Source organism: Nocardia colli, assembly GCF_008704205.1.
Taxonomy (GTDB): Bacteria; Actinomycetota; Actinomycetes; order Mycobacteriales; family Mycobacteriaceae; genus Nocardia; species Nocardia colli.
The window spans coordinates 731,872-747,471 of record NZ_VXLC01000001.1 but is presented as its reverse complement, the minus strand read 5'-3'; the positions used below and the strand labels follow the sequence as shown (position 1 = coordinate 747,471).

The following is a 15,600-nucleotide window of genomic DNA, read 5'->3' as shown; positions in this document are numbered from 1 at the left end:
CACATTAACCGATCGCCCCGGCAACTGTCGGGATCATCGGCTCGTTTACCGGAACCGTCACCCGAGCGTTTCTCGTAGAGTGGCATTCGAACGCACCGACAAGCGAAGGGTCTAACTTGTCCGCAACACTCGCCAAGGGCCAAAACGGTCCGCTGGCCACGAACGACGTGGTGGTCTCCATCCAGCTCACGGCGCCCGCGGATCTGTCCGCACTATTGGTCACCGAGCAGGGCAAGGTCCGTACCGACGCGGACTTCGTCTTCTTCAACCAGCCGAGCGGACCAGGGGTCAACCTACAGCCCGCACCCGCCGGGCAACCCGCCTCGCTTGCGGTGTCGTTGAACGCGGTGCCCGCCGATATCGCGCAGATCCGCGCGGTGATCACGCTGGACGACGCGAGCAGCAACTTCGGCCGGTTCCCCGCGCCCACCGCGATCGTGTCCGACGCGACCGGAAACCGGTTGTACGAGTACCAGATCGAGGGCTTGAGCACCGAGTCGATCGTCATCGCGCTGGAGCTCTACCGCCGCCAGGGCAGCTGGAAGGTGCGCGCCGTCGGGCAGGGCTACGCGGGCGGTTTCGCCGCTCTGGTCACCGACCACGGCGTGACCGTCGACGACTCGCCCGCCCAGGCCGCGCCCGCACCGCAGGCCGCGCCGCCGCCTCCGCCGCCCCAGCAGGCCCCGGCCTACCCGACGCAGCCCGCGCCGAACTACCCGCCGCCGACCACGCCCGCGTACCCGGCGCAGCAGGCCGCGCCGACCGGTGGCTACCCGCCGCCCGGACCCGGCTACCCGCCGCCCGGCCCGGGTTACCCGCCGCCGCCCGGACCCGGCGGCTACCCGCCGCCCCCGCAGGGCGGTTACCCGCCGGCCGGACAGCCGCCCCCGCCGCAGCAGCCGCCCGCCGAGGTCAGCCTCAGCAAGGACCGCCCGGTCAGCCTGGTCAAGGGCCAGCGGGTCACCCTGCGCAAGGAGGGCGGCGCCGCGCTGACCTTCGTCAAGATGGGTCTCGGCTGGGATCCGGTGAAGAACCGCGGCATGTTCGGCAACCGCACCGTCGACGTGGATCTCGACGCGTCGGTGGTCATGTTCGCCGACAACAACCCGGTGGACGTCGCCTATTACGGCCAGCTGACCTCGAAGGACGGCTCGATCCGGCACCAGGGCGACAACCTCACCGGCGAGGGCGAGGGCGACGACGAGGTGATCCTGGTCGATCTGACCCGCATCCCCGCGCACGTGAGCACGCTGGTGTTCATCGTGACCTCGTACAAGGGACACACCTTCGAGCAGATCCAGAATGCGTTCTGCCGCTTGGTCGACGGCACCAACAATGCCGAACTGGCCCGGTACACGCTGGCCGGTGGCATGCCGTTCACCGCGATGGCGATGGCCAAGGTGTTCCGGGTCGGCGGCGACTGGAAGCTGCAGGCGATCGGCGAGGGCTTCGCGGCCAAGCACCCCGGCGAGGCGGTGCCCCACCTCGGCCGGTTCTTGCAGCACTGATCGAGGTGGCGCGAACAGCAAGGCAGACAACGTGATTCAACTCAAGCCCGGCCAGAACACGCCACTGGCCGGTGGAGTCGTCCGATTCGGGGCGAAAGCCGAGGCGGCGCTGGATGTTTCGGCGCTCGTCGTGGCGGAGAACCTCAAGGTGTTCAGCCCGGACGATTTCGTCTTCTACAACCAGCCGAGCGCGCAGGGCGTGCGGCTGGACGGGGACCAGGTGACCATCACGCTGGCCGAGGTGCGTGGCGACGCGAAATCGGTGCTGCTGGTGGTCAGTGCCGATCCGGCGGTGCCGGGCCGGCCCGGTGGGCTCGGCACGGTCACCGCGACCCTGTCCGAAAACGACGAGGCGGCAGCGGAATTCGTGATCACGCCGTCCTCGGGCGAGGCGGCGCTGATCTGCCTGGAGGTGTACCGCCGCGGCGGTGACTGGCGGCTACGCGCCGTCGGGCAGGGCTACTCCGGCGGACTCGGCGTGCTGCTCACCGCGCACGGCGTCGAGGTCGAGGACGATCCGGCGGACCCCGCGGCGCAGACCGGTTCGGCCGCGCAGACCGGCGACGTGGCCCAGCCGATCGGTACCCAACCGCCGGGCCCCGGCGTGCACACCATGTCCGGGCCGATGGCCGGCGAGGCCCGCTCGGCCGGCGCGGCGCCGATCGAGGTCGGGCACGGGCTGGAACGCCTATGGATGATTTTCGAGGACGCCGCGCGGTCGGCGGCCGCGCTGGTCTCGGCCCGGGACTACGCGGCCAAGCGGCTCGATCACGAATTGTCCGCTGCGGTTTCCGATCCCGCGACCCGCAACACCCCGGCCGCCGACGCCGCGCGCCGGGCCGCGCAGCAACGCAACGACGAGCTGATCGCCACCGCGGAGCGCAACCACGAGCGCGACAGCGCGCAGCTCGTGCGCGAGCTCGCCGATGCCGACCTGATGTTGCCGCCCGCGCTGGCGTCCTGGGACTCGCCGGTCTGGGACAAGCCGATCACCCCGAGCGACGGCATCCGGCTGGGCGAGCTGTACGCCCGCGAACGCGGGACGTTGCGCGTGCCGTATTGCGTTCCGGTGCCGTTGAATCGGCCGCTGTGGATAGATACCGAATCCACGCGCGCGGTGGCTCCGGTGGTGGGGGCGCTGCTCGCGCGGCTGCTCACCTCGACGCCTGGTCGGCGGACGTTGGTCGACATCATCGATCTGACCGGCGCGTTCAGCGGTTTCACCGGGCTGCTCGCACCGGTGTTGAACGGTCCGCCGATCACCGATCACGGCGAGATCTCCGAGCGGTTGCAGGCGTTGGTCCAGGCCGCCGAGCTGGCGGAGCTGGCCTTCACCAGCGGCATGGGCAGCCCGCCCAAGGAGCACCGGATCCTGGTCGCGGCGGATTTCCCGCACGGCTACCAGAGTTCGGACGCGCAGCGGATCGGCTCGCTGATCATGCGGGGCGATCTGATCGGGCTGTCGACGGTGATCATCGGCAGCGACGAATCCGACTCCACCGACACCACGGTGGCCATGCTGTCCCAGTCGTGCAGGCACCTGCCGACGGTCGACGGGACACCGCTGTTCGATCCGTGGACCGGCAGCCCGTGGCAGCTGGACCTGGACCTGCTGCCCCAGGAGCCCGCGCTGCTCGCGCGTTACCTGCGCACCCACTGAGCGGCCGGCGCCACCCGGGGCCGCAAGAACTCGGGCAGCCACGCCAGCAACGGATCCGGCGCCCGATCGACGATGCCGCCGATCGGATCGTCGACGTAGTCGCGCCGCACCAGGTCCTCGCCGGGCCGGTAGATCTGCCGGACGATCAAGGCGCACAACGCGATCACCGCGAGGTCGCGCAGCACCACGGCGCCGGTGAACCATTGCTCGGGCAGGCCCTTCTTGTCCAGGCCGAGGTAGTAGAACATCCGTGGCGCCCAGACCAGTGCGTCGATCGTCATCCAGGCCAACAGGATTCGCCGGTGCGGCAGCGCGAGCACGGCGATCGGCACCAGCCACAGCGAATACTGCGGGCTCCACACCTTGTTGGTCAGCAGGAACGCGGCGATCACCAGGAAGCACAGCTGCGCGAGCCGGGGACGTTGCGGCGCGGTGAGCGCGATGTAGCCGATCACCGCGCACGCGAGCACGAACGCCAGCAGCGACACCGCGTTCAGGATGACCGGCGGCTGCTCGTGGGTGAGCACTCCGTCGAAGCCGGGCCAGCCGGTGAACGAGGTGATCACGTTGTACAGCGAGTCCGGGTCGGCGTGCCGGGAGGTGTTGAGCCGGAAGAATTCCCGCCACCCGTCCGGATAGAGCGCGGCGATCGGCAGATTCACCGCGATCCAGGTGCCGAGCGCGGCCGAGACGGTGACCGCCGCCGCGCCGAGCGGCCGGGTGCTGAGCAGGTGCACGCGGTAAGGGGTTTCGCGTATCCAGTCCAGCGCGGTGGGCCAGCTGTTGATATCGCGCAGCCGCAGCCCGAGCTGAGTGCTCGGCATCCGCTGCATCGGATCCGCGCGCAGGCACAGCACCACGATCGGGCCGAGCAGCAGCAGCGGATACAGCTTGGCGGCGCCGCCGAGACCGAGCAGCAGACCGGCCAGCACGGGTCGTCGGCGCGCCCAGGCGAGCAGGCCGGTCGCGGCCAAAGCCGTGGCCAGGGCGTCGAAATTGGTGAAGATGTGCACGATCACCAGCGGCGAGCAGGCGACCAGCGCCGCGTCCCACACCCGGCGACCGGCCAGCTGCGCGCTCGCCCAAACGGTGACCAGCCAGGCCAGCGCGAGTCCGAACGCGACGACGTTGAAATAGATCACCACCTGCAGCGCGCCGGGCAGCGGCGCGGCATCCCAGGCCTTGGCGATGCGCATCGAAAGGTATTGGTACAGACCGGATAACACCGGGTATTCCATGTACCGGGTTTCCCGGCCGCCGTCCGCGGTCTGCTCGGTCCAGTCCTTCTTGTACGGAAACGCGCCCTCGTTCAACCGCTCCGCGCCGTAGAGCGGGACCGTGTCCGAATAACACATCGCCACGTACTGGCGGCCGTTGTTCCAGTCCAGCGTGAGCGAGCCGTCCGCGGTGGTGGTCTGCTGAATGCAGCCCGCCTTGCCGAACCAGCCGAACGCGAGGAAAACCACGGTGAACGCGAGCAGCACCCGCATCGGCGTCCAGAACCGCACCCGGCCGATCAGCGCGTGCTCACCGACCGGCCCGCCGATCACCGTGGACAGCTGCGCGGTCAGTGAATCGTTGCGGCTGGGCCGATCTCGCGCGTCGGCCGACCGCAGATCCGGCGCGAGCGGGCCGGGGGCGACGTAGTACGCGCCACCGGAAGACGCCCCACCCGCTTGCGGCACGCTCCCGTTCGTTCGCTGGTCCACCAGTTCCTGATCGGTCACGGCACCCGACGCTACCTTGAGTTCGGCTATGGGCTCGGATCGCGTCGTCCCCACTCGGCTGGGCAGGGACGCCGCGCTCGGACTATCTGCTGCGCGTGGTCGGTGGGGCGCCGGTGCTCTCCGCCTGGCCGGGCCGTGGCGTGCCGGAGGTCGGCGACTCGGTCGCCATCGGCTGGCCGGGCAGCGGCGTCGGGCCCTCTTCGCGCGGTTGCTGCTGTTGCGGTTGCTGCTGTGCCTGCGGCCGCGGCTGCCCGCCCGGGATCTGGATCGGGCCGAACGGGGTGTCGATCTGCGGCGGGAGCATGATCGGCGGGATCAGCGGCGCCGGTGCGTCGGTGGTCGACGGCGGGGTGAACGGAGCCGACCACGCGGGCACGCCCGCCTGGCCCTTGATCGGTGCGGGCTTCGGGAACGTCTCGTTCTTCGTCCCCTCCAGCGCACCGTCCATGGTGGCCTTCCAGATATCCGACGGCAGGCCGGAACCGTAGATCATGCCGCCCTGGTAGTTGCGCAGCGCGGTGCTGTCGACCGCGCCCACCCACACCGCGGTGGACAGCGACGGCGTGTAGCCGACCATCCAGGCGTCCTTGTTCTCCCCGGTTTCGCCGAGCTGGGCGGTGCCGGTCTTGGTGGCCGAGTCGCGGCCGCCCGCCAGATTGTGGTTGCGCGACCACGCCGCGATCGGCTTCATCGCGTCGGTGACGTTATCGGCCACCGCGGCGTCGACCCGCTTCTCGCCGGCGACCTCACCACGATCCAGCAGCACCGAGCCGTCTGCGGCGACGACCTTTTGCACGAAGTGCGGTTTGTGATAGATGCCTGAGGACGCCAAAGTGGCATAGGCAGAGGCCATGTCGAGCGGACGGGACTGGTACTGGCCGAGCACGATGCCGTTGTTCGGGCCACTGCCGTCTTCCTCGGTCAGCGACGGGCCGACGCCGGGAATGTTGTCCGGGATGCCGAGCTTGTGTGCCATGTCCGCGATCTTCTTGGGGCCGTTGCCCATATCGATCTGCATCCGGTAGAAGCTGGTGTTCAGCGACCGCTTCAGCGCCTCGGCGATGGTGCACATGCCGCAGCCTTCACCTTCGACGTTGGTGATCTTGATGCCGTTGACCGTGAGCGGCGAGCTGTCGTAGAGCTGCGAAAGCGGAACGCCCTGTTCGAGATTCGCCGCGAGGCCGAACACCTTGAACGAGGAGCCCGGCTGCAATCCGGCGTTCGCGTAGTCCCAGCCCTGGCCGTCGTCACCGCCGTAGTAGGCGACCACGCCACCGGTCTTCGGATTGACCGAGACGACCGCGGCGCGCAGCTTCTCCGGCTCGCCCTGCATTTTCTTCTGCGCGGCGTCCACGGCGGCCTTCTGCGCCTTCGGATCGATGGTCGTGGTGATCGACAGGCCCGCGGTGTTCATCTGCTGCTCGCTGATGCCCTCGGCGGAGAGCTCCTTGAGCACCTGGGTCTTGATCAGGCCCTCCGGACCGGAGTCCAGGGTCTTGTCCTTGGAGGCCGTCGACACCGGAACCACCTGCGGGTACTGCATGCCCTGCCGCTCGGCCGCGGGCAGATTGCCGCCGGCGACCATGCCGTCGAGCACGTAGTTCCAGCGGGTCTTCGCACCCTCGGGGTTCTTTTCCGGGTCCAGGCCGGACGGCTGCTGGATGGTCGCGGCGAGCACCGCGCCCTCGGCGGCGGTCAGTTCGGTCACCGGCTTGCCGAAGTAGGCCTTGGCGGCGGCGTCGATGCCATAGGCGCCACGACCGAAGTAGATGGTGTTCAGGTACGCGGTGAGGATCTCGTCCTTGCTCCACTGGCGCGCCATCTTGGCCGAGATGACCAGCTCGCGCATCTTTCGGGTGAGCGAGCGTTCGTCACCGACCAGCGCGTTCTTCACGTACTGCTGGGTGATCGTGGAACCACCGCCGGCGCTTTCCTTGCCGAGCACGTTGTCGCGGGCGGCGCGGGCGAAGCCGGAGATGGAGAAGCCGGGGTTGGAGTAGAAGTCCCGGTCCTCGGCCGCGATCACCGCGTTGCGCACGTGCGCCGGGATCTGCTCGATCGTGACGTCGGTCCGGTTGCCTTCCGGCGGAACGACTTTGCTGACCACGGTCTCGCCGTCGGCGGCCAGGATGGTGGCCACCTGATTGGTTTTGAGGTCACCGGGCTTGGGTACCGAAACAGTCGTGTACGCGATCAGGAAGACGCCGCTGGGAATCAGGATGGCCATGGCCATCAGCACGTAGATGACCCGGCGCACGATCCGCCACGGCGATTTCTTCTTCGCGCCGGGCTTGCGCTTGCCCGGGCCGGAACCGTCGCCGCCGCTGCCGCCGTTGCGCCGCGGGGGCGGGCCGGACGGCGGGCCACCCGCGGTCTGCCTGCGTTCGCCGGTGCCGTTGCCGGGATCGCCGACGCGGCGGGCGCGTTCGGCGCTCGGGCGCGGCCCGGTGGGCGGACCGCCGCGCCGGCCGCGGTCGGCGACCACGTCGCTCAGCGAGTTGCGTTCGATCTTCTGGGTCGCCTGCGCGCCGGGCGGCGGTGCGGGGTTGGGCCGGCCCTGCGGCGGCCGCTGGTGCGGCGGCGGGGGCGGTCCGGGACGACGTTGCGGCTGCGGGCCGCGCAGCTCGCCCGGGTAAGGAGCGGGGCGCTGGGCCGGCGGCGGGCCGGGCGGCCGGGCGCCAGGCGGTGGCGGCGGCCCGGGACGGGGATTCTGATACGGATTGGGACCAGGCTGTGAACTCCGTGGAGGACGGCCGCCATGCGGTTCATCGCCGTAGGGGGAAGTCTCGTAGGGCGAATTCACTGACAAGATCTCCATAACTCGTAACGTTGCGGATGGCTCGGGGCGGTCATCTCGACCGCAGCGGACACGTGTTGGCTCCGCGAGTCATCCGACGGGCAGATGACCAGGCACTTCATTCGGCTGCGGTGCGCCGGGTCCCGGTGCGGCGCCGTGTTGGCGCCGGCGTGGTACCGAGGACGTAGGACTGCACCAGATGATTCCAGCTGCAGCTGCGGCATACCTCGACGACATGGACCGAGAACTCCTCACGAGTCTCGGCGAGGCGGGTCAGCTCCTCCGGAGTGCGGGCCGAACCCGCCACCGGCCCGAGACCGTCGCCGTAGACCCAAGATACAAGCGTGAGCTGTTCTTTCCGGCAGATCGGGCATGTGACCTCGCTCCCCCGACCGTGGAACTTCGCCGCACGCAGCAGGTAGGGATTCGCATCACATACCGAGGCGACATCGACGCGGCCCGCATACACGTCAGCCAGCAACGACCGACGCCGAAGGGCGTAGTCGACCACCTGCCGCTGGATTCGCACGAGAACCAGAGTAGCGGTGTTGCCGAAGGGCCGCCCTGGCTCAGGGGTATCAGGCACCCGGTAGATCGGTCTTTATATCGACCAGGACTGTGCACGGTTATATCGGTCCGATATAGTTTGGAGTCGCATCCATCGGTAAGGTCTGTACATCGTCAGGGAGGTGAAGCCCGGTGCTCGAGCTGGCAATCCTCGGGCTGCTCCTCGAATCGCCCATGCACGGCTACGAGCTGCGCAAGCGGCTGACCGGCCTGCTCGGCGCGTTTCGGGCCTTCTCCTACGGATCGCTCTATCCGACGCTGCGCCGCATGCAGTCGGACGGGCTGATCGCCGAGGAGATCCCGGCGGGCGTGGTCACGCGCCGAGCCCGCCGCGTCTACCAACTGACTCCGGCAGGACGCGAACGGTTCAGCGAACTGCTCGCCGACACCGGACCGCAGAACTACACCGACGACGGCTTCGGCGTTCACCTCGCCTTCTTCAGCCGCACCCCCGCCGCCGCGCGGATGCGGATTCTGGAGGGCAGGCGACGCCAGGTCGAGGAGCGCCGAGAAGGACTCCGGGAGGCGATCAAGAAGGCCAGCGGGTCGCTCGATCGCTACACCCGGCAGCTCCACCAGCTCGGACTCGAATCAAGCGAGCGCGAAGTGCGCTGGCTCAACGAGTTGATTGCGGCGGAGCAATCGACGAAGGCGGCACCACAGAAAGAGGGAAATATCGGCCATGAGTGATGACAAGAAGGCTGACAACGCCACAGAAGTTCGCGTCGCCATCGTAGGTGTGGGCAACTGCGCTTCCTCGCTGGTCCAGGGTGTGCAGTACTACAAGGACGCGGACGAGACCGCGACCGTGCCCGGGCTCATGCACGTCAAGTTCGGCAAGTACCACGTCCGGGACGTGAAGTTCGTCGCCGCGTTCGACGTCGACGCGAAGAAGGTCGGCTTCGACCTCGCCGAGGCCATCTTCGCCAGCGAGAACAACACCATCAAGATCTCCGACGTGCCGCCGAGCGACGTTGTCGTGCAGCGTGGTCCGACGCTCGACGGCATCGGCAAGTACTACGCCGAGACGATCGACCTGTCCGAGGCCGAGCCGGTCGACGTGGTCAAGGTGCTGAAGGACAACGACGTCGACGTCCTCGTCTCCTACCTGCCGGTGGGCTCGGAGGAGGCGGACAAGTTCTACGCCCAGTGCGCCATCGACGCGAACGTCGCCTTCGTCAACGCGCTGCCGGTGTTCATCGCCTCCGACCCGGTGTGGGCGGAGAAGTTCACCAAGGCAGGCGTGCCGATCGTCGGTGACGACATCAAGAGCCAGGTCGGCGCGACCATCACGCACCGCGTCATGGCCAAGCTGTTCGAGGACCGCGGCGTGCAGCTCGACCGCACCATGCAGCTCAACGTCGGCGGCAACATGGACTTCAAGAACATGCTCGAGCGCGAGCGGCTGGAGTCCAAGAAGATCTCCAAGACCCAGGCTGTCACCAGCAACCTGAAGAAGGAGCTCACCGCCAACGACGTGCACATCGGCCCGTCCGATCACGTCGGCTGGCTCGATGACCGCAAGTGGGCCTACGTCCGGCTCGAGGGCCGCGCCTTCGGCGACGTGCCGCTGAACCTGGAGTACAAGCTCGAGGTGTGGGACTCGCCGAACTCGGCGGGCATCATCATCGACGCGGTGCGCGCCGCGAAGATCGCCAAGGACCGCGGCATCGGCGGCCCGGTCATCCCGGCCTCGGCCTACCTGATGAAGTCCCCGCCCCAGCAGCTGGCCGACGACGTCGCCCGCACCCAGCTGGAAGCGTTCATCATCGGCGCCGAGTAACGCGGTAGCGCTGAAGTAGTTCTGCCAGCGAAATGAGCCGGGCCCCACGAAAATTCGTGGGGCCCGGCTCATTTGCGCCGAGGCACGGTTCAGTCCAGCGAGACGTAGACCTCGACCGAGGTCGGTCCCGTGTAGCGCTCGATCTCCGCGGTGTGTGAGCGGGTGATGGTGCCGGCGCTCTCCGCCTTGCGCACCTGTGCCCACGCGGTGCGCAGCAGGTCGTAGGGCTTGTCGGAGACGACGAACTTGGCGTAGCGGCCGTGCGGGACGCGGGTGAGCACGTCGCCGGCGTCCATGTCGTCCATCGACGCCACCTCGTAGCCGAGCACGGCGACGGCGTGGTCGTTCTGGCCGATGTAGGCGGCCACCCGGGGCACGCTCTTCTCCCGCGCCAGGTAGCGGTCCCAGGTGAAGTTCACCAGGTCGAGGTCGCGCGCGGTCACCTCGCGTCCGGCGAGCGGGACGGTCAGTCCGGCGACCAGGCTTTCGTCCAACGTGACAATCTCGAAGTCCACAGTGTTGTTCCTACCCGTCGACTTGATCGTCTGCCAGCGCTACGAAGACTTCGGCCGTGCGCGCGTCGGGATAGTGCTCCCAATCGCCGGTGTAGGCGCGCACGAACCGGCCCGCGGCCTCGGCGTCCCACACCGAGCGCCAGATGTGCACGATGGTGTCGCCCAGGTTGTCGCCGCTGGCGATGAACCGGGCGAACTTGCCCGCGGGCACCCTGGCGAGCACATCACCGGGCAATAAGTCGTCCACGCTGCGGCAGCGGTAGCCGACGATATGAGTTAAATACGAATTGATTTCCGGCGCGTGGTCGACGTACGCGGTCGTCGGCGGCCCGGGCAGCTGGCGGGCCAGGTTGCGCTTCCACGCCTCTTCGACTTTCGCGCGGCGCGGTCCTTCGACCGCGAGCGCCGGGCTGCGAAGTACTGTTCCCGCCACCAGCGTCTCGGGTTGGTCAACGACATTGAAATCCACCGGCGTAGCCCCTATGTCTCGTCTGTCTCCAATTGGCGGCGTCGTCGCTCGAGCGCATATCCTTCCGCATCGATCCCGCGGCATCGGCGTCGGCCTTGTCCGACACACTCGCTGTTCGCTCTCACTCTGGCAAACGATGCTGCCATGTCATCCGTTCCCCTGGGTGCAGGAAGGTCACAGCATCATCGCTATCCAGGCACCGGGATGGTCAGTCCGGGAAAAATTTCCACTTCCTTAGGTGTTTGCGGCGCCGGCGGGATGATGACGATCGGTTCGCGTGGCGGCCCCGGCGGTGGATTCAAGATGTCGTAGGGACCGCCGGACGGCTTGTTCGCCGCCGGCGGCGCGGCCGCGATATCCGCCGCCGCGGGCGCGGCCGGGAACTGCTCGTTCGGCGTGCCGGCCAGCGCGCCGTCCATCACCTGCTTCCAGATGTCGGCGGGCAGACCGGACCCGTAGATGTCGGTGCCGCGGGCGGTGTGGATCGGCTGCGACTGTTCGGTGCCGATCCAGACCGCGGTGGACAGCGACGGGGTGTAGCCGATCATCCAGGCGTCCTTGTTCAGCTTGGATTCGCCGAGCTGGGTGGTGCCGGTCTTGGCCGCGGACGGGCGGCCGCCGGCCAGGGCGTGGCCGTTGGAGTACGCGGCGATCGGGGTCATCGCCTGGGTGGTGTTGTCGGCGATGGCGCGCGGGATGCGCTGCTGTCCCTCCGGCAGTTGCTTGCCGGTCTGCTGCTCGGGCGCGCCGCGGTCCAGCAGCACGCGTCCGTCGCCGGTCACCACGCGCTGCACGAAATACGGCTGGTGATAGACGCCGGACGCGCCGATCGTCCCGTACGCCGAGGCCATGTCGATCGGGCGAACGAGGTACTGCCCCAGCACGATTCCGTTCAGCGGCCGCCCGCCGTCCTCGGTCAGGGTCTTGCCCGCGACGCCGGGGATCTCGTCCGGAATGCCCGCCGCGTGCGCCGCGTCGGCGATCGCCTTCGGCCCGTCGAACATGGACATGGTCAGCCGGTAGAAGCTCGTGTTGAGCGAGCGCTTGAGCGCCTCGGCCATGCTGCACCGGCCGCACGTCTCGCCGTCCACGTTGGTGATCTTGGTGCCGCGGTCGGTGACCGGGGAACTGTCCAGCATGCGATTCAACGGAATGCTCTGCTGCTGCGCGGCGATCACCGCGAACGGCTTGAACGCCGACCCGGTCTGCAGCGGCGCCTGCGCGTAGTCGTAGCCGATGCCGTCGGTGCCGCCGAAGTAGGCACGCACCGCGCCGGAGCGCGGGTCGATCGACACGATCGCGGCGCGCAGCTCGGGCGGCTGCCCGCTGAGCCGGTCGCGCACGGTGTCCAGCACCGACTGCTGCGCCTTCGCGTCGATCGTGGTGGTGATCTGCAGGGCGCCGGTGTCGAGTTCGTGGTCGCTGATGCCGGAGGAGCGCAGTTCGCGGACCACCTGGGCGCGGATCAGGCCCTCCGGGCCGCGCGCCACGTTGTCGTCCGGGATCTCGTTGAGCGGGATGATCGGCGGGAAGACCGTGGCGTCGCGGTTGCCCGGGGAGAGCACGCCCATCTCGACCATGCCGTCGAGCACGTACTTCCAGCGCGCGGTCAGGTCGGGCAGGTGCGTTTCCGGGTCCAGGATCGACGGCGTGCGCACCAGCGCGGCCAGCACCGCGCCCTCGGCCAGCGTCAGCTGGTTCACCGGCTTGTTGAAGTAGACCTTGGCCGCCGCGGCGATGCCGTAGGAGCCGCGCCCGTAGTAGATGGTGTTGAGGTACGCGGCGAGGATGTCGTCCTTGCTCCACTGCCGGGCCATCTTGGCCGAGATGATCAGCTCGCGCATCTTCCGGGTGAGCGTGCGCTCGGAGCCGAGGAAGGCGTTCTTCACGTACTGCTGGGTGATGGTGGAGCCGCCGCCCGCGTTGTCCCGGCCGAGCAGGTTGTCCCGGGCGGCACGCAGGAAGCCGGAGGTCGAGTAGCCGGGGTTGGTGTAGAAATTGCGGTCTTCGGCGGAGAGCATCGCGTCGCGGGTCGACTGCGGCACCTCGGCGAGCGAGATCGGCGTCCGATTGCCGTTGGGTGGTACGACTTTGGCGATCACCGTGCTGCCGTCCGAGGCCAGCACGGTGGCGATCTGATTGGTCTGCACCGAATCCGGACCGGGGATTTCCGCGCTCCAGTAGACGAGCACGAACAGCAGAGCGGGGACCGCGCCGAAGATGATGAACAGGGCCAGCACCAAGCGCCGGAAGCGTTCGCCGCGGGTGCGCGGCGGACGATTCGGATCGGGTGCCTGCCGGGGTGTCTTCGGCTCCCGTGTCGCGCGCGCATGCCGCTTGCGGGCGGGGACGGTCTCCAACTCGTTGAAGCCGGCGATCGAGGCGTACGGCGCGGTCTCCGGTTTGTCTCCCGAGCCGCCGCGCCGCCGCCGAGACGAGCTCACGACCGCGCCTCCCTGACGCTCGGCACCCGCGTGCGCCCAGGCGCATCGCGTCCCTGGTGGCGCTCGTTCACGATCATCTCCTCCCGGAGCGTCGGCCGAAACTCACCTGCACGAACAACGATCGGAAAAAGACCTACCCCGCGCGCCCGACTTTACTCGCGCCGTGGGTGACCCGCGATGCGGTGTTTCTAGCTCTTGACGCCACCCGCGGTGAGACCGGAGATGATCCGGCGCTGGAACAGCAGAACCATGATGACCAGCGGAATCGACACCATGACACCCGCGGCCATGATCGCGGCGTACGGCTCGACCAGCGGATTGTTGCCGGAGAACCGGGCCACCGCGACGGTCACCGGTTCAGTGCCGCCGCTGGAAAGCAGTCGGGCCAGCAGGTATTCGTTCACCGCCGCGATGAACGCGAGGATCGCCGTGGTGAACACCGCCGGCGCCGCCAGCGGCAGCATCACCAGCCGGAACGCCTGCAACTTGGTGGCGCCATCGATCCGCGCGGCTTCTTCGAGCTCCCAGGGGAGTTCGGCGAAGAACGACGCGAGGATGTAGACGGTCATCGGCAGCACGAACGAGATGTTCGGAATGATCATCGCCTGGTACTTGCCGATCCAGCCGATATTGGTGAACAGCTGGAACAGCGGGGTGACCAGCACGACCACCGGGAACATCGACGCGCTCAGGATCAGCCCGGACACGATGTACTTGCCCCGGAAGGTGAGCCGGGCCAGCGCGTACGCGGCGAGCACGCCGAGCACCAGCGCGATCACCGTGGTCACCGACCCGATGATCACGCTGTTGGCCAGCGCCTTGCCGAAGTTGTTGCCGCGGCTGGTGTCGAACGCGTTGCGGAAGTTCTCGAGGGTGAGGTGCGTCGGCCAGGGCGTGCTGTCGAAGGTGTAGTCCGGATCGCGGAACGCGGTCACGGTCATCCAGTAGAACGGCCCGAGGCCCCAGACCAGCACGATCGCCACACCGGCGTAGAGCCGCACCGACCGGAATCGTTGCAGCCACGCGACCTTCTGCGCGGCAGGCTTTTCCGCAGTCCGAACCGACATCAGTGCGCCTCCCGCTGTTCTTCCTGAGTGCGGACTGCGTTGGCGCCCAACACCTTCACCAGTACGAAGGCCACCGCGAAGATCATCAGGAAGGTGATCGTCGACAGTGCGGCGGCGCTGTTCGGACCCTGCCGGACCTGATCGACCACCAGGATCGACACCACCCGGGTGGACGGGTTGCTCAGCGTCATGATCGCGGGCAGGTCGTACATGCGCAGCGCGTCCATGGTGCGGAACAGCACCGCGACCAGCAGCGCGGGCTTCAGCAGCGGCAGCGTGATCTGAGTGAACCGCTGCCAGGCCGACGCGCCGTCGACCCGGGCCGCCTCGTACACGTCGGCCGGGATCACCTGCAGACCGGCCAGCAGCAGCAGCGCCATGAACGGCGTCGTCTTCCACACGTCGGCCGCGATCACCGCGAACCGTGCGGGCCACGCGTCCGACGTCCACAGGATGTGCGTGCCGAGAACCCGGTTCACCACCCCGTCGTACTGGAACATGAACTCCCACAACCGCGCGGTGACCGCGGTCGGGATCGCCCACGGGATCAGCACGGCGGCCCGCAGCAGCGCGCGGCCCTTGAACGTCTTGCCCATCACCATGGCGAAGCCGAGGCCGAGCGTGGCCTCCAGCGTCACCGTGATCACGGTGAAGAACAGCGTGACGCCGATCGCCACCCAGAACTGCGAACCGAGGTTGCCGGTCGGGCAGCTGACCGTCTCGCCGCCCGCCTGGCACTGCTGCAGCAGCCAGTGCGTGTAGTTGGAGATACCCGCGCTGCCGCCCTCGACGAACATGCCCGTCGCCGGGTCCAGACCCGAATCCTTCTGGAACGACATCCACAGCGCCCGGATCACCGGGTAGCCGATGACCACCGCCAGCGCCAGCAGCACTGGCGTGACGAACAGCCAGGCCTTGCCGGAGCGCCGCATTTCCAAAGCCAGGGTCTCGCCGAGGCCACGCTTGCGTGGCAGGAACTCGTCACTCGGCACAGTGCTGGCCGCTCCCGAAGGATCCGACACCGTTTCTCTCTCCTACGGGTCTCGTCGGGTCCGCTGCGCTA

The 15,600-nt window shown here is 68.3% G+C and carries 12 protein-coding genes; 4 read left to right on the top strand and 8 right to left on the bottom strand.

The window, feature by feature from the left end; translation table 11 throughout:
• The first annotated feature begins 116 nt into the window (after positions 1-116).
• Entirely contained in the window at positions 117-1,508 is a 1,392-nt protein-coding gene (locus F3087_RS03660; RefSeq protein ID WP_150400311.1) for a TerD family protein, read from the top strand.
• A gap of 31 nt (positions 1,509-1,539) precedes the next feature.
• Positions 1,540-3,168, top strand: coding sequence for a TerD family protein (locus tag F3087_RS03655; protein WP_150400310.1), 1,629 nt, complete (start codon positions 1,540-1,542; stop codon positions 3,166-3,168).
• Here the strand turns inward: F3087_RS03655 and F3087_RS03650 are convergent.
• From F3087_RS03650 to F3087_RS03635, 3 genes are all read right to left on the bottom strand, one after another.
• Positions 3,150-4,895: a glycosyltransferase family 87 protein gene (locus F3087_RS03650; protein WP_396897526.1), complete on the bottom strand. Its 1,746-nt coding sequence runs from the start codon at positions 4,893-4,895 to the stop codon at positions 3,150-3,152. The genes F3087_RS03655 and F3087_RS03650 overlap by 19 nt on opposite strands.
• An 82-nt stretch (positions 4,896-4,977) precedes the next feature.
• A complete protein-coding gene (locus F3087_RS03645) occupies positions 4,978-7,128 on the bottom strand; it encodes a transglycosylase domain-containing protein (protein WP_150400885.1) in 2,151 nt (716 codons plus the stop codon).
• Positions 7,129-7,810: 682 nt separating this feature from the next.
• On the bottom strand, positions 7,811-8,221 hold the full coding sequence (locus tag F3087_RS03635) for a DUF5318 domain-containing protein (protein WP_191093751.1): 411 nt from the start codon (positions 8,219-8,221) through the stop codon (positions 7,811-7,813).
• 170 nt (positions 8,222-8,391) lie between these two features.
• Here F3087_RS03635 and F3087_RS03630 point away from each other — a divergent pair, with 170 nt between their 5' ends.
• On the top strand, positions 8,392-8,949 hold the full coding sequence (locus F3087_RS03630; RefSeq protein ID WP_150400309.1) for a PadR family transcriptional regulator: 558 nt from the start codon (positions 8,392-8,394) through the stop codon (positions 8,947-8,949).
• Entirely contained in the window at positions 8,942-10,042 is a 1,101-nt protein-coding gene (locus tag F3087_RS03625; RefSeq protein ID WP_150400308.1) for an inositol-3-phosphate synthase, read from the top strand. Before F3087_RS03630 ends, F3087_RS03625 begins: the two co-directional genes overlap by 8 nt.
• Positions 10,043-10,131: 89 nt before the next feature.
• On the opposite strand, the gene F3087_RS03620 is transcribed toward F3087_RS03625, so the two are convergent.
• From F3087_RS03620 to F3087_RS03600, 5 genes are all read right to left on the bottom strand, one after another.
• Complete coding sequence (locus F3087_RS03620; RefSeq protein WP_150400307.1) at positions 10,132-10,557, bottom strand: GyrI-like domain-containing protein; 426 nt, start codon at positions 10,555-10,557, stop codon at positions 10,132-10,134.
• 10 nt (positions 10,558-10,567) lie between these two features.
• Positions 10,568-11,026: a GyrI-like domain-containing protein gene (locus F3087_RS03615; protein ID WP_150400306.1), complete on the bottom strand. Its 459-nt coding sequence runs from the start codon at positions 11,024-11,026 to the stop codon at positions 10,568-10,570.
• A gap of 188 nt (positions 11,027-11,214) precedes the next feature.
• Positions 11,215-13,470: a transglycosylase domain-containing protein gene (locus F3087_RS03610; RefSeq protein WP_223884793.1), complete on the bottom strand. Its 2,256-nt coding sequence runs from the start codon at positions 13,468-13,470 to the stop codon at positions 11,215-11,217.
• Positions 13,471-13,658: 188 nt separating this feature from the next.
• Entirely contained in the window at positions 13,659-14,537 is an 879-nt protein-coding gene (locus F3087_RS03605; RefSeq protein WP_150400305.1) for a carbohydrate ABC transporter permease, read from the bottom strand.
• Positions 14,537-15,559, bottom strand: coding sequence for a carbohydrate ABC transporter permease (locus tag F3087_RS03600; RefSeq protein ID WP_191093750.1), 1,023 nt, complete (start codon positions 15,557-15,559; stop codon positions 14,537-14,539). Before F3087_RS03600 ends, F3087_RS03605 begins: the two co-directional genes overlap by 1 nt.
• Positions 15,560-15,600 lie beyond the last annotated feature (41 nt).

What these genes read in the sequence shown, in the direction of transcription:
- F3087_RS03645 (WP_150400885.1), bottom strand. Translation starts at nt 7,128, where the DNA reads ATGGCCATGGCCATCCTGATTCCCAGCGGCGTCTTCCTGATCGCGTAC.
- F3087_RS03625 (WP_150400308.1), top strand. Translation starts at nt 8,942, where the DNA reads ATGAGTGATGACAAGAAGGCTGACAACGCCACAGAAGTTCGCGTCGCC.
- F3087_RS03605 (WP_150400305.1), bottom strand. Translation starts at nt 14,537, where the DNA reads ATGTCGGTTCGGACTGCGGAAAAGCCTGCCGCGCAGAAGGTCGCGTGG.